The organism is Frigoribacterium sp. AP1, from assembly GCF_056680555.1.
Map to the genome: position 1 here is coordinate 2,961,721 of NZ_CM155288.1, position 14,180 is coordinate 2,975,900.

A 14,180-nucleotide genomic window follows, 5' to 3' on the forward strand; every position below is an offset into this window, starting at 1 on the left:
CTTTACTGTGCGGCGCCGGTGGAGGTCGAGGTGGTGTCGACGTACACCTCGCCGTCGATGACGGAGACCGAAAAGACCGGTACGGGTTCGTAGGCGGGCAGCGTGAGCGGCTTGCCGGTGGTGAGCTCGAACTTCGAGCCGTGGGCCCAGCACTCGAGGGTGTCGTCCTCGACGAAGCCCTCGGAGAGCGAGATGTCGCCGTGGGTGCAGGTGTCACCGATCGCGTGGATCGTGCCGGCACTGTCTTTCACGACGGCGATCGCGACACCGTCGACGACGACGCGGTGCGCCTGGGAGGGGCTGACGTCGTCGACGCCGCAGACCTTCGTCGCCATCAGGCGACCGTCTCGGTCGACGTCGCCTCGCCCGCGGCGAGTTCGACCTCGATGGCGTCAACGAGCCGGGCCTGCAGGTCGGCGTCGCCGATCTTCTGGATGACCTCGACGAGGAAGCCGAGCACCACCAGGCGGCGTGCCTCGTGCTCGGAGATGCCGCGCGACTGCAGGTAGAAGAGGTGCTCGTCGTCGAAGCGACCGGTCGCGCTGGCGTGACCCGCGCCCTCGATGTCGCCGGTCTCGATCTCGAGGTTCGGGATCGAGTCGGCGCGCGTGCCCTCGCTCAGCACCAGGTTGCGGTTCTGCTCGTAGCTGTCGGTTCCGGGAGCCGTCCGTCCGATGAGAACGTCACCGATCCACACCGTCCGGGCACCGGCACCCTGGAGGGCACCCTTGTAGTTGACGCGGCTCCGCGTCTTGGGGGCGTCGTGGTTGACGTAGACCTGCTGCTCGAGGTGCTGGCCGGCGTCGGCGAAGTAGACGCCGTAGAGTTCGGCGTCGGCACCCTGCTCTGCCAGGTGGGCCGACGGGTTGACCCGGACGACCGATCCGCCGAGGCTGACGACGAAGTGCTTGAGCTGGGCGTCGCGACCGATGCGGGCGTGGTGGCTCGCGAGGTGCACCGCGTCGTCGTCCCATTCCTGCAGGGTGACGACGGTGAGGTGCGCACCCTCGTCGACGACGATCTCGACGTTCTCGACCAGTTGCGCCGACCCGGTGTTGCGGAGGACGACCATGGCCTGGCTGTTCGCCTTGGCGTGGATCAGGGTGTGACCGGCCCGTGGCTCGCGATCGAGACCCGAGCGTCCGACGGTGATCGCCGACGGCTCGTCGCCCGTGAGCGTCACGGCCAGGACCTTCTCGGCACTCGACCACGCGTTCGCCGCCGCTTTGTCTTCGGGCGTTCCGGCCGTGCCGACCCGAGAGTCGCTGCGGTCGATCCATTCGACGGTGGCGCCGGGCGTCTCTCGAGCCAGGTAGGCATAGGGCGAGCCGTCGAGGTCACCGTCGATCAACGGACGGAGGCGCGACACCGGGCTGAGCTTCCAGTCCACCTCGCGCCCGGTCACGTCGGGGAACGCCGCGGGGTCGACCGAGGTGAACCGCTCGGAACGCGTCTGCACGGGCACGAGGCCCCAGCCGCCGTCGCTGTGGGCACCGGCGCCGTGCTGGACGCCCGGCGTGGTGGTGGACTCTGGTGTGGTGGTGGGTGCTGCGGCGGACATCTAGCCGACTGATCCTTCCATGCTCATCTCGATGAGCTTGTTGAGTTCGAGCGCGTACTCCATCGGGAGCTCGCGGGCGATGGGCTCGATGAAGCCACGGACGATCATGGCCATCGCTTCGTCTTCGGCCATGCCGCGCGACATGAGGTAGAAGAGTTGCTCTTCGCTGACCCGCGACACGGTGGCCTCGTGACCCAGTTGGACGTCGTCGACCCGGATGTCGATGGCGGGGTACGTGTCGGAACGAGAGATCGTGTCGACCAGCAGGGCGTCACAACGGACCGTGTTGGCCGCGTGGTGGGCCGCTTCGTCGACGCGCACCTCGCCACGGTAACCCGCGCGACCGCCGCCTCGGGCGATCGACTTCGAGACGATCGAGGACGTCGTGTAGGGCGCCATGTGGATCATCTTCGCGCCGGCGTCCTGGTGCTGACCGGGGCCCGCGAAGGCGACGGACAGGGTCTCGCCCTTTGCGTGCTCGCCGACCAGGTAGATCGACGGGTACTTCATCGTCACCTTCGAGCCGATGTTGCCGTCGATCCACTCCATGGTCGCGCCCTCGTGGGCGATCGCCCGCTTGGTGACCAGGTTGTACACGTTGTTGGACCAGTTCTGGATCGTCGTGTAGCGAACGCGGGCGTTCTTCTTCACGATGATCTCGACCACGGCCGAGTGCAGGGAGTCGGACTTGTAGATCGGAGCCGTGCAGCCCTCGATGTAGTGGACGTAGCTGCCCTCGTCGGCGATGATCAGCGTCCGCTCGAACTGACCCATGTTCTCGGTGTTGATGCGGAAGTACGCCTGCAGCGGGATCTCGACGTGGACGCCCTTCGGGACGTACACGAACGAGCCGCCCGACCAGACGGCCGTGTTCAACGCGGCGAACTTGTTGTCGCCGGCCGGGATGACGGTGCCGAAGTACTCCTGGAAGAGCTCGGGGTGCTCGCGCAGCGCCGTGTCGGTGTCCATGAAGATGACACCCTGCTGCTCGAGGTCTTCGCGGATCTGGTGGTAGACCACCTCGGACTCGTACTGGGCGGCGACGCCCGCCACGAGGCGGTTGCGCTCGGCCTCGGGGATGCCGAGCTTCTCGTAGGTGTTCTTGATGTCGTCCGGCAGCTCGTCCCAGGTGGTCGCCTGCTTCTCGGTCGAGCGCACGAAGTACTTGATGTTGTCGAAGTCGATGCCCGACAGGTCGGCGCCCCACGTCGGCATGGGCTTGCGCTCGAACAGCGTCAGGCCCTTGAGCCGGTTCTTGAGCATCCACTCGGGTTCGCTCTTCAGGTTCGAGATGTCGGTGACGACCTCGGGTGACACCCCTCGGCGCGCCGAGGCGCCCGCGGTGTCGGAGTCGGACCAGCCGAACTCGTACTGCCCCAGGCTCGCGAGCTCGGGTCGATCGATCAACACGTCTGACATGACTACCTCTTTCTCTGCCGGACCGAACACGGGTCGGCCGAACGGCATTCCCCGGGTGGTGGTGCGGCCCGGTTGCTCGCCCTGCGAGTCGAACACACCGGCTGTCGCCGCCTCGCCGGTCGACGCTCGACGTGATCGAGTCGTCAGGTGGCGTTGCTTAGACTGGTGGTGAAGGCCGTGCACCGCTTCTGCGGATTTCACGGTCTTCGGATGTCTCCGTCGACACCCTGCCGGGTCGTGTTCCTGAACCCGTTGATTCTACAGGGCCGACCGCCGAAAGTGACGAAAGGCAGCAAGTCGTGAGCAACGCACAGGTGGGCGCCACCGGAGTCCTGACCCGAGCCTGGTCGTGGCTCCCCACGACCGTCGACCGCCGGGTCCGTTTCATCGCCTGGGCGTCGTTCGTCTGTCAGGTGCTGCTGATCGGCACGGGAGGCGCGGTGCGGCTCACGGGATCGGGCCTCGGCTGCCCCACCTGGCCCCGCTGCACGGCCGACTCGTTCGTCAGCACGCCGGAGATGGGCATCCACGGCGTCATCGAGTTCGGCAACCGTCTGCTCACCTTCGTGCTCACCCTGGTGGTCATCCTCGCGTTCCTCTTCGTGCTGCGGATGCGCACGGTCCGTCGCGACTTCTTCTGGCTCACCCTCCTGCAGGGTCTGAGCATCCCCTTCCAGGCCGTGCTCGGGGGCATCACCGTCCTCACGGGCTTGAACCCCTACATCGTCGGAGCCCACTTCGTCGTCTCGATCGTCCTCGTCGCGCTGACCAGCACGTTGCTCTGGCGGGTGTACCGCGGGCCCCGGGGGCACCACGCGGCGACTCCGCGGGGCTACGCGCGGCTCGTCCACGTGGCGGCGGCCGTCGTCGGCGTCACGGTGGTCGTCGGCGTCCTCACGACCGGTTCCGGCCCGCACGCCGGTGACGCGGCCACGCCCCGCAACGGTCTCGACCCGGCGATCATGGACCACGTCCACAGCTGGCCGGCCTACGCCACCCTCGCCCTCACCCTGGCCGTCGTCGTCTGGACGATCCGGGCAGGCCTCCCCCGACGGTTCCCCCTCGCCCTGCTCGGTGTCGAGCTCGTGCAGATCGCGGTCGGCATCACTCAAGCGCGCACCGGACTTCCGCCCCTGCTGGTCGGCAGTCACATGGTGCTGGCCGCGCTGCTCGTCGCCGCGACGACCGCCGCCGTGCTCTCCTTGCGCAACGACCAGGCACCGGACGAGGTCGAACCGATCGTCGAGGCGGCCGCCGTCCGCGCTTGATCGACGCGACCGTGGGGTCTAGTCGCGACGCATGACGGTGTCGACGTCGTCCTGGTCGACGATGACGAATCCCGTCCGCTCGTAGAGCGACACGGCACGACTGCCGGTGAGCACGTCGAGGGTGATCGACCCCGTGGTGACCGAGCCGATCGCCTCGGCGAGCAGGGCGGTTCCGATGCCGCGACCTCGCGCCTCCTCGACCAGGTAGAAGTGACGGAGCCAGGTCGTGTCGCCGTCCGGGTGCAGCGCCATGCAGCCGAGGAGGCGCTGGTCGCCCTCGACGACCCGCGTCTCGTCGGCAGCGAACTCGCGCACGAAACGAGCACGGTGGCGGGGCGGGTTCCAGATGCCGAGACGCTCGAACTCGGGCCTCAGGACGACGAGCTTCAGATCGGTCAGTGGTCCGACGTCGTCCGGGCGCGCCGGACGGACCGTCCAGTCGGAGGGGCTCACGAGGCTAGAACGGGAGCAGGGGGTCGACGCCGACGGCGACGAACAGCAGCGTGAGGTACGTGATCGAGCTGTGGAAGACGCGCATCGGCCGGACCTCGGCGACGTGCTGGATGGCCCGGCTGTAGAGGCGGTGGGACTCCCAGACGAACCAGGCGCCGCTGGCGAGGGCCACGACCGTGTAGAGCACGCCCATGCCGGCGACGGGGACGAGGATCAACGAGCAGACCACGGTGGCCCAGGCGTAGAGGATGACCTGCAAGCCGACGATGGACCGGCCGCGCACCACGGCGAGCATCGGGACGTCGGCCGCGGCGTAGTCGTCGCGGTACTTCATCGACAACGGCCAGTAGTGCGGCGGCGTCCAGAGGAAGATCACCATGAAGAGGATGACGGCCGACCACGAGAGGTCGTTCGTGACGGCGGCCCAACCGATGAGCACGGGCATGCACCCGGCGATCCCGCCCCACACGATGTTCTGCGGCGTGCGGCGTTTGAGCCAGAGCGTGTAGACGACGACGTAGAAGAGGATGGCCCCGAGCGAGAGCGCCGCCGAGAGCAGGTTCACCGTCAGGGCGAGCCAGACGATCGACGCGACGCCGACCACGTACGAGAAGACCAGCGCCTCGCGGTCGCTGACGTCACCCGTGACGAGCGGCCGACCCTGGGTGCGCTTCATGATGCGGTCGATGTCGCGATCGATGTAGCAGTTGAAGGCCGAGGCCGAGCCGGCGCTCAGGGCACCGCCGATCAGCGTCGCCGCGACGAGCCACAGGTTGGGGATGCCGCCCTGGGCCAAGAACATCGTCGGCGCCGTGGTGACGAGCAGGAGCTCCATCACGCGGGGCTTCGTGAGGGCGACGTACGCCCGAGCCTTGCGACGGAAGCCCCGGGGTGACGTGTCGGGGCGGATGTCTACGGCTGCGGTCATGAGTCCTCTAACGAGACGAACGGTTTGCCCGAGGAGTCTAGGCGATGAACGTCGACGCTGACGGCGAGCCCCCGGCCGGATGCGGACGGGCGGAGGGGGTTCGTCCCTATACTTGCAGGTGCTTGCCAGTCGCACGCCCTCTCGGTCCCGAGTCACCGGACGAACCGTCCCGATCCCCGCCCCCAGCGTGTGTGCGACCCAGCCGACGACGTCTCGGCAGGCGCACGTCAGCGCGGGAGCGAATCGACCCCGCGCAGTTCGCATCAAGAAGGGTCAACTTCCAGTGGCAGATCTGCAATGGGAATCCATTGACAACAAAGCAGTAGACACGGTCCGCGTCCTCGCGGCCGACGCGGTCGAGAAGGTCGGCAACGGCCACCCGGGCACCGCGATGAGCCTGGCGCCCGCCGCCTACCTGCTCTTCCAGAAGGTCATGCGTCGTGACCCGAGCGACAGCACCTGGATCGGTCGCGACCGCTTCATCCTGTCCGTCGGCCACAGCTCGCTGACGCAGTACATCCAGTTCTACCTGGGTGGCTACGGTCTCGAGCTCGACGATCTCGAGGCCCTCCGCACCTGGGGCTCGAAGACCCCTGGCCACCCCGAGTACGGCCACACCGACGGCATCGAGATCACGACCGGTCCGTTGGGTCAGGGCTTCGCCAGCTCGGTGGGCTTCGCCTACGCCGCCCGCTTCGAGCGTGGCCTGTTCGACCCCGACGCCGCGCCCGGCACGAGCCCGTTCGACCACTTCGTCTACGTCATCGCCGGTGACGGCGACATGCAAGAGGGCGTCACGAGCGAGGCCGCGTCGCTGGCCGGCCACCAGAAGCTCGGCAACCTCGTCGCCATCTACGACTCGAACCAGATCTCGATCGAGGACGACACCAACATCGCCTTCACCGAGGACGTCCACAAGCGCTTCGAGTCCTACGACTGGGACGTCCAGGTCGTCGACTGGAAGAAGACGGGTGAATACGTCGAGGACGTCGCCGAACTGCACGACGCCATCGAGAAGGCCAAGGCCGTCACCGACAAGCCCTCGCTGATCATCCTCAAGACGATCATCGGCTGGCCTTCGCCCAAGAAGCAGAACTCCGGCAAGATCCACGGCTCGGCACTGGGCGCCGACGAGGTCGCCGGCCTGAAGTCGGTCCTCGGCTTCGACCCCGAGAAGTCGTTCGACGTCGACCCCGCCGTCCTCGAGCACACCCGCAAGGCCGTCGAGCGCGGCCAGGCCCAGCACGCCGAATGGGACGAGAAGCTCGCCGCCTGGGCGTCGGCCAACCCTGACAAGAAGGTCATGCTCGACCGCATCCTCGCGAACGAGCTGCCCGAAGGCATCGAAGAGGCTCTCCCCGTCTTCGAGGCAGGCAAGGACGTCTCGACCCGCGCCGCATCGGGCAAGGTCATCAACGCCCTCGCCGGCGTCGTCCCCGAGCTCTGGGGCGGCTCGGCCGACCTGGCCGAGTCGAACCTCACGACGATCACGGGCTCGAAGTCGTTCGTGCCGACCGAGTGGTCGACCGACGAGTGGAGCGGCGACCCGTACGGTCGCGTGCTGCACTTCGGCATCCGCGAGCACGCGATGGGCGCCATCCTCAACGGCATCACGCTGCACGGCAACACGCGCCCGTTCGGTGGCACCTTCCTCATCTTCAGCGACTACATGCGCCCCGCGGTCCGTCTCGCGGCACTGATGAAGTCGCCCGCGATATACGTCTGGACCCACGACTCCGTGGCCCTCGGCGAGGACGGGCCGACCCACCAGCCGATCGAGCAGCTCGCGTCGCTGCGGGCGATCCCCGACCTGGACGTCGTGCGTCCGGCCGACGCGAACGAGACGGCCTGGGCCTGGGCGACGATCCTGGAGCGCCACCACGGCCCCGCCGGCATCGCGCTCAGCCGCCAGAACCTGCCCGTCTTCGAGCGCGGTACCGGTGACGCCGAGGGCGACACCTTCGCGTCGGCGAAGAACGTCGCCAAGGGCGCCTACGTCCTGGCCGAGGCGCCGGGCGGCACGCCCGACGTGATCTTCGTCGCGACCGGCTCCGAGGTGCAGATCGCCGTCGAGGCCCGTGAGGTCTTGCGCGGCGAGGGCATCAACGCCCGCGTCGTCTCGGCTCCGAGCATCGAGTGGTTCGACGAGCAGAGCGACGAGTACAAAGAGGCCGTCCTCCCGGCCGCCGTCAAGGCCCGCGTCTCGATCGAGGCCGGTGTGGCCATGCCGTGGCGCGGCATCGTCGGCGACGCCGGTCGCAGCGTGTCGATCGAGCACTTCGGCGCCTCGGCCGACTACAAGACGCTGTTCAAGCAGTTCGGCATGACGACCGAAGCCGCCGTCGCCGCCGCCAAGGACTCGATCGCCGCTCTCTGAGCGTCGACAAAGGAAGAAGAAGAACATGACTGATTCGAACACCGCACAGCTCTCCGCCGCCGGCGTGAGCATCTGGCTCGACGACCTCTCGCGCGAGCGCATCAACGCGGGCGGCCTGCAGAAGCTGATCGCCGAGCGCAACGTCGTCGGCGTCACCACCAACCCCACGATCTTCGCCTCGGCTCTGGCCAAGGGCGAGGCCTACGACGACCAGGTCGCCCTGCTCGCCAAGACCGGTGTCAGCGTCACCGACGCCGTCTTCGAGATCACGACCGACGACGTCACCCGTGCCTGCGACATCTTCCGCGAGGTCTACGACACGACCGACGGCTTCGACGGCCGCGTGTCGATCGAGGTCGAGCCGGGTCTGGCGCACGACGCCCAGGGCACCATCGACCAGGCGGTCAAGCTGGCCGCCAAGGTCGGTCGCCCCAACGCCCTCATCAAGATCCCGGCAACCGTCGAGGGTCTCGAGGCCATCACCGCGGTCATCGCCCAGGGCATCAGCGTCAACGTGACGTTGATCTTCAGCCTCGAGCGCTACCGCGCCGTCATTAACGCGTACCTCACGGGCCTCGAGCAGGCCAAGGCCGCCGGCATCGACATCACCGAGATCCACTCGGTCGCCTCGTTCTTCGTCTCGCGTGTCGACACCGAGATCGACAAGCGCCTCGACGCCGTCGGAACGGACGAGGCCAAGGCACTCAAGGGCAAGGCCGGCGTGGCCAACGCCCAGCTCGCCTACGAGGTCTACCAGCAGGCCTTCGACACGGAGCGGGCCAAGGGCCTCCTCGCTGCCGGTGCCAACAAGCAGCGTCCCCTCTGGGCCTCGACCGGAGTCAAGGACCCCGCCGTCCTCGACACCACCTACGTGGTCGAGCTCGTCGCCCAGGACGTCGTCAACACGATGCCCGAGAAGACGCTCGAGGCGACCTTCGACCACGGTGAGATCCGTGGCGACACGATCAGCGCCTCCTACGCGTCGGCCAACGAGACCATGGACGCGATCGCCGCGCAGGGCGTCTCGTACGACGACGTGACCGAGACCCTCGAGAAAGAGGGCGTCGAGAAGTTCATCGTGTCGTGGAACGAACTGCTCGACACGGTCACGGCGGCCCTCGAGGCAGCCAAGCCCGCCGGGGAGTCCAAGTGACCATCACCATCGCTGCCAGCGGAGACGCGGCACAGGCGGTCGAGACGGTCGTCCCGCAGCTCGTGAGCGACCTCGTCGCTTCGGGCATCACGGCTCAGAACCCCACCCTGTGGGGCCCTGACGCCGAGGACGAGTCGGCCAAGCGTCTCGGTTGGACCGAGGCCGTCGTGGTCTCGACTCCGCTCCTCGACGAGATCGAGTCGTTGCGCAACGAGCTCGCCGCCAAGGGCGTCGACCACGTCGTGCTCGCGGGCATGGGCGGTTCGTCGCTCGCGCCCGAGGTCATCACCCGCACCTACGGTGTCGAGCTCACCGTGCTCGACGCGACGGAGCCCGGTCAGGTCCTCACGGCCCTCGCCGACCGTCTCGAGCGCACCGTGCTGGTCGTGTCGTCGAAGTCGGGTTCGACCGTCGAGACGGCCAGCCAGCGCAAGACGTTCGAGAAGGCGTTCACCGACGCGGGCATCGACCCCGTCGAGCGCATCGTCGTGGTCACCGACCCGGGTTCGCCCCTCGACGGGCAGGCTCGTGAGGCCGGTTACCGCGTCTTCAACGCCGACCCCAACATCGGCGGGCGTTACTCGGCCCTCTCGGCGTTCGGCCTCGTGCCGTCCGGCCTGGCCGGTGCCGACATCCGCGAGCTGCTCGCCGAGGCCGACGCCGTCACGGTCGAGTTGGCGCAGGACCGTGCCGACAACCCCGGCCTCGTGCTGGGCGCCGTGCTGGCGGGCACCTCCCCGCTGCGTGACAAGATCGCGATCGTCGCCGACGGCACCCACATCGTCGGGTTCCCGGACTGGGCCGAACAGCTCATCGCCGAGTCGACCGGCAAGCAAGGTCGTGGACTGCTCCCCGTGGTGATCGGGACCTCCGCCCCCGAGATCACGGCGGGTCTGCACGACGTGCAGGTCGTCCGTCTCGTGGCGAACGCCGACGAGACCCGCGAGGTCGCGCCCGGCGAGGTCGAGATCTCGGGTTCGCTCGGCGGCCAGATCATGGTCTGGGAGTACGCCGTCGCGGTAGCCGGGCGTCTGCTCGACATCAACCCGTTCGACCAGCCGGACGTCGAGTCGGCGAAGATCGCGACGCGTGCGCTGCTCGACGACCGTCCCGAGCCCACTCCCCCGGCCTTCACGGCCGAGGGCGTCGAGGTACGCGAGGTCGGAGGCGTCGAACTGGGCGACACGCTCGAGTCGGCGGTGGCCGCGCTGCTCTCGCACCTGAGCGACGACGGCTACCTCTCGATCCAGGCGTACGTGGACCGCGTGGCGAACCCGCAGCTTGAAGAGATCCGTGACCTCCTCGCGGCTCGCACGCAGCGTCCCGTCACCTTCGGGTGGGGGCCGCGCTTCCTGCACTCGACGGGTCAGTACCACAAGGGGGGCCCCGCCAACGGTGTCTTCCTGCAGATCACGCAGGTGCCCGCGACCGATCTCGAGATCCCGGACAGCCCGTTCACGTTCGGGCAGCTCGTGCAGGCACAGGCCGCCGGTGACGCGAAGGTCCTGGCGGAGCACGGTCGTCCCGTGCTTACGCTGACCGTGACCGACGTGGCGGCCGCACTGCCGGTCATCACCGCCGCACTCCGCTGAGCCGAAAGGGCCGGCGTCCTCACGGGCGCCGGCCCTTTCGTCTTGCCCCCGGGTGGTCTCCGCAGGTCTCGCCCGTCCTCGACCGGATCACCCCTCGAACCACAGAACGGAACCCCATGTCACCGGTGCCGATCACGCCGGAGTCCAACCCGCTGAGGTTGCCCTCCGACCGACGTCTCAACCGCATCGCCGGCCCGAGCGGCCTGATCATCTTCGGTGTGACGGGCGACCTCTCCCGCAAGAAGCTCATGCCCGCCGTCTACGACCTCGCCAACCGTGGCCTGTTGCCGCCCGGCTTCGCGCTCGTCGGTTTCGCCCGTCGTGAGTTCGAGGGCCAGGACTTCGAGCAGGTCGTCTACCAGGCCGTCAAGGACCACGCCCGCACGCCGTTCGACGAAGACGTCTGGCGTCAGCTCAAAGAGGGCTTCCGTTTCGTCCAGGGAGTCTTCGACGACGCCGACGCGTTCGCTCGGCTCAAGGACACCATCGAAGAACTCGATCGCGAGCGCGGCACGATGGGGAACCACGCGTTCTACCTCTCGATCCCGCCCAAGGCCTTCCCCATGGTCACCGAGCAGCTCCGCAACTCCGGGCTTGCCGAGGAGAAGGACGGTGCGTGGCGTCGCGTCGTCATCGAGAAGCCCTTCGGCAGCGACCTCAAGACGGCTCGCGAACTCAACGCCGTCGTCGAGACGGTCTTCGAGCCCGACAGCGTGTTCCGCATCGACCACTACCTCGGCAAAGAGACGGTGCAGAACCTGCTCACGCTGCGGTTCGCGAACCAGATGTACGAACCCCTCTGGAACTCCAACTACGTCGACCACGTCCAGATCACCATGGCCGAGGACATCGGAGTGGGCGGCCGGGCCGGCTATTACGACGGCATCGGTGCCGCCCGCGACGTCATCCAGAACCACCTCCTCCAACTGCTCGCCCTGACGGCGATGGAAGAGCCGGTCACGTTCGCCGCACGCGATCTCCGGGCCGAGAAGGAGAAGATCCTCTCGGCCGTCCGCCTGCCCGCCGACCTCGCCACCGGCACTGCACGAGGCCAGTACGCCGGCGGGTGGCAGGGCGGCGAGAAGGTCCTCGGCTTCCTCGACGAAGAGGGCATGGACCCCGAGAGCACGACGGAGACCTTCGCCGCCATCAAGCTCGAGATCGCCACCCGACGCTGGGCGGGCGTGCCCTTCTACCTCCGCGCCGGGAAGCGTCTCGGGCGTCGCGTGACCGAGATCGCGGTCGTCTTCAAGCAGGTGCCCGAGAACATCTTCGGCACCCAGACGTCCCTGGGGCAGAACGCTCTCGTGATCCGGGTCCAGCCCGACGAGGGAGTCACCCTGCGGTTCGGGTCCAAGGTGCCCGGCATCGGCACGCAGGTCCGCGACGTCACCATGGACTTCGGCTACGGTCACGCCTTCACCGAGGCCAGCCCCGAAGCCTACGAACGTCTGATCCTCGACGTCCTCCTCGGCGATCCTCCCTTGTTCCCCCGGCACGAAGAGGTCGAGCTCTCGTGGAAGATCCTCGACCCGATCGAGGAGTTCTGGGCCACCCAGGGCCAGCCCGAACAGTACCGACCCGGCACGTGGGGCCCCGCCTCGGCCGATGAACTCATGGCCCGTGACGGCCGTACCTGGAGGCGTCCGTGATCGTCGACCTGCCCGACAGCACCATCAGCCGCGTCCAGAAGACGCTGGTCAAGATCAGGGAAGAAGGAGGCGCGGTCGCGTTGGGGCGCGTCCTCACCTTGATCATCTCCACGCGTCTCGGTGACGAGGAAGAAGCCATCGAGGCAGCGAACGACGCCTCCCGCGAGCACCCCATGAGGGTCATCGTCGTATCCACCTCGGCCGGCGTCAACGATGGCGAGGGACGACTCGACGCTCAGATCCGCGTGGGGGGCGACGCCGGTGCCAGCGAGGTCATCCTGCTCCGGGCCTACGGTGAGACCGCGAGCGACGAAGAGGGGCTCGTCACCGGGCTCCTGCTCCCCGACGCTCCCGTCGTGGCGTGGTGGCCCAAGACTGCTCCTCCCGTCGTCTCGGAGTCCCCACTGGGGCGCATCGCGCAACGGCGCATCACCGACGCCGCGAGTCAGTCCAACCCGCGCCAGTCGATCATCGACCTCGCTCGCAGCTACGCTCCCGGTGACACCGACTTCGCCTGGACCCGGCTCACCCTGTGGCGGGCACAGCTCGCCGCGGTGCTCGACCAGCCGCCCTACGAGTCGGTGACCGAGGTCGGTGTCTCCGGGGCGCCCGACTCCCCCTCGACGCTCCTCCTTGCCGCCTGGCTGCGTCTGCAGCTCCAGGTGCCCGTCGACGGAGAGTTGACGACCCGGGCGACCGGCTCGAGCGGCATCCACGGGGTCCAACTCGTCCGCGCCTCCGGGTCCATCGTCCTCGAACGTTCCCTCGACGACGTCGCGACACTGACCCAACCGGGCCAGCCCACTCACGACCTCGCGCTGCCACGCCGCTCGCTTCGCGACTGCCTGGCCGAGGAACTCCGTAGACTCGACCCCGACGACCTGTTCGGGAACGTCGTGAGACACGGGGTCGGCCAATTGAGCGAACCCGTCCAGAGCAACTAGAGCAGATAGAGAACCGTGACGAACGAACGCCGGGTGCTGGTCCACCCCGACAAAGAATCGCTGGGTGCGTCCGTGGCCGCCCGCTTCATCACCAAGATCATCGACGTGCTCGAAGAGCAGAACTATGCGTCGGTCGTCGTGAGCGGCGGGTCGGTGAGCACGCTCGTGCTGGCGGCCATCAACGCGTCACCGGCCCGCGACAGCGTCGACTGGTCCAAGGTCTCGATCTGGTGGGCCGACGAACGGTGGGTTCCCGCCGGAGACTCCGACCGCAACGACACACAGGCCGGCATCGACCTGCTCGACCACATCGGGTTGCTGCCCGAGAACGTCCACCGTTTCGGTGCTGTCGGCGACTACGCCGACGTCGAGGCAGCGGCCGTCGCTTACCGCGACGAGCTCCGCCAGCACGCACAGGCCGACGACGAGGCCCCCCACTTCGACATCACGCTTCTCGGCGTCGGTCCCGACGGTCACGTGGCCTCGTTGTTCCCCGACAAGGCGCAGATCCGTCAGCTCGAGCCGACCGTGCTCACGATCGACGACTCCCCCAAGCCGCCGCCGGTGCGCCTGACGCTGAGCTTGCCCGTGATCAACAACTCGCAGCGCGTCTGGATGATCCTCGCCGGGGCCGAGAAGGCCTCGTCTCTGGGGCTCGCCCTCGCGGGTGCCGGTGCGGACCAGGTGCCGGTTGCCGGGGTCAAGGGGCGCAAGCGCACCGTCTTCTTCGTCGACCAGGACGCAGCCGCCGAGGTCCCCGAGAACCTGATCGCCTCCACGTACTGAGTCCCGGCCCGGACCGAGCGTTCGTGGCACGACGAAGGGCCCCGCAG

12 protein-coding genes are annotated in these 14,180 nt (G+C 68.1%); 7 read left to right on the top strand and 5 right to left on the bottom strand.

Translation table 11 applies throughout. The annotated features are described in order from the left end of the window. Nucleotides 1–2: 2 nt before the first annotated feature. From AC1MBW_RS14080 to sufB, 3 genes are read right to left on the bottom strand one after another with little or no spacing between them, the layout of a single operon-like run. Nucleotides 3–335 (bottom strand): non-heme iron oxygenase ferredoxin subunit, encoded by a 333-nt coding sequence (locus AC1MBW_RS14080; RefSeq protein WP_082059966.1) that lies wholly within the window; start codon nt 333–335, stop codon nt 3–5. Then, nucleotides 335–1,561 carry a Fe-S cluster assembly protein SufD gene (sufD, locus tag AC1MBW_RS14085; RefSeq protein WP_480024865.1) on the bottom strand — a complete coding sequence of 409 codons (1,227 nt, stop codon included), beginning with the start codon at nt 1,559–1,561 and terminating at the stop codon, nt 335–337. The genes AC1MBW_RS14080 and sufD overlap by 1 nt, the downstream gene beginning before the upstream one ends. Then, nucleotides 1,562–2,980 (bottom strand): Fe-S cluster assembly protein SufB, encoded by a 1,419-nt coding sequence (sufB, locus tag AC1MBW_RS14090; RefSeq protein WP_055972817.1) that lies wholly within the window; start codon nt 2,978–2,980, stop codon nt 1,562–1,564. It abuts the gene before it with no gap. 299 nt (nt 2,981–3,279) lie between these two features. Here sufB and AC1MBW_RS14095 point away from each other — a divergent pair, with 299 nt between their 5' ends. Beyond that, nucleotides 3,280–4,248, top strand: a complete 969-nt coding sequence (locus tag AC1MBW_RS14095) for a COX15/CtaA family protein (protein WP_480024866.1) — start codon at nt 3,280–3,282, stop codon at nt 4,246–4,248. 18 nt (nt 4,249–4,266) lie between these two features. Here AC1MBW_RS14095 and AC1MBW_RS14100 read toward each other — a convergent pair whose 3' ends face one another. Further along, on the bottom strand, nt 4,267–4,701 hold the full coding sequence (locus tag AC1MBW_RS14100; RefSeq protein WP_480024867.1) for a GNAT family N-acetyltransferase: 435 nt from the start codon (nt 4,699–4,701) through the stop codon (nt 4,267–4,269). A 4-nt stretch (nt 4,702–4,705) separates the two neighbouring features. Then, entirely contained in the window at nt 4,706–5,629 is a 924-nt protein-coding gene (locus AC1MBW_RS14105; protein WP_054146096.1) for a heme o synthase, read from the bottom strand. Between the two features lie 283 nt (nt 5,630–5,912). On the opposite strand from AC1MBW_RS14105, the gene tkt reads away from it, so the two are divergent. From tkt to pgl, 6 genes are all read left to right on the top strand, one after another. Then, the gene (tkt, locus tag AC1MBW_RS14110; RefSeq protein ID WP_054146095.1) at nt 5,913–8,006 is read left to right on the top strand and encodes a transketolase; all 2,094 of its coding nucleotides are present in this window, start codon (nt 5,913–5,915) and stop codon (nt 8,004–8,006) included. Between the two features lie 25 nt (nt 8,007–8,031). Continuing rightward, the gene (gene tal / locus AC1MBW_RS14115; protein WP_054146094.1) at nt 8,032–9,159 is read left to right on the top strand and encodes a transaldolase; all 1,128 of its coding nucleotides are present in this window, start codon (nt 8,032–8,034) and stop codon (nt 9,157–9,159) included. Further along, nucleotides 9,156–10,751, top strand: coding sequence for a glucose-6-phosphate isomerase (locus tag AC1MBW_RS14120; RefSeq protein ID WP_480024868.1), 1,596 nt, complete (start codon nt 9,156–9,158; stop codon nt 10,749–10,751). Before tal ends, AC1MBW_RS14120 begins: the two co-directional genes overlap by 4 nt. A gap of 116 nt (nt 10,752–10,867) precedes the next feature. Beyond that, nucleotides 10,868–12,403 (top strand): glucose-6-phosphate dehydrogenase, encoded by a 1,536-nt coding sequence (gene zwf / locus AC1MBW_RS14125; protein WP_054146092.1) that lies wholly within the window; start codon nt 10,868–10,870, stop codon nt 12,401–12,403. Next, nucleotides 12,400–13,347, top strand: a complete 948-nt coding sequence (locus AC1MBW_RS14130; protein ID WP_480024869.1) for a glucose-6-phosphate dehydrogenase assembly protein OpcA — start codon at nt 12,400–12,402, stop codon at nt 13,345–13,347. Before zwf ends, AC1MBW_RS14130 begins: the two co-directional genes overlap by 4 nt. A 15-nt stretch (nt 13,348–13,362) precedes the next feature. Next, nucleotides 13,363–14,133: a 6-phosphogluconolactonase gene (gene pgl / locus AC1MBW_RS14135; RefSeq protein ID WP_480024870.1), complete on the top strand. Its 771-nt coding sequence runs from the start codon at nt 13,363–13,365 to the stop codon at nt 14,131–14,133. Nucleotides 14,134–14,180 lie beyond the last annotated feature (47 nt).

Coding starts and splice junctions, on each gene's coding strand:
- AC1MBW_RS14080 (WP_082059966.1), bottom strand. CDS start 335: ATGGCGACGAAGGTCTGCGGCGTCGACGACGTCAGCCCCTCCCAGGCG.
- sufD (WP_480024865.1), bottom strand. CDS start 1,561: ATGTCCGCCGCAGCACCCACCACCACACCAGAGTCCACCACCACGCCG.
- sufB (WP_055972817.1), bottom strand. CDS start 2,980: ATGTCAGACGTGTTGATCGATCGACCCGAGCTCGCGAGCCTGGGGCAG.
- AC1MBW_RS14105 (WP_054146096.1), bottom strand. CDS start 5,629: ATGACCGCAGCCGTAGACATCCGCCCCGACACGTCACCCCGGGGCTTC.
- tal (WP_054146094.1), top strand. CDS start 8,032: ATGACTGATTCGAACACCGCACAGCTCTCCGCCGCCGGCGTGAGCATC.
- zwf (WP_054146092.1), top strand. CDS start 10,868: ATGTCACCGGTGCCGATCACGCCGGAGTCCAACCCGCTGAGGTTGCCC.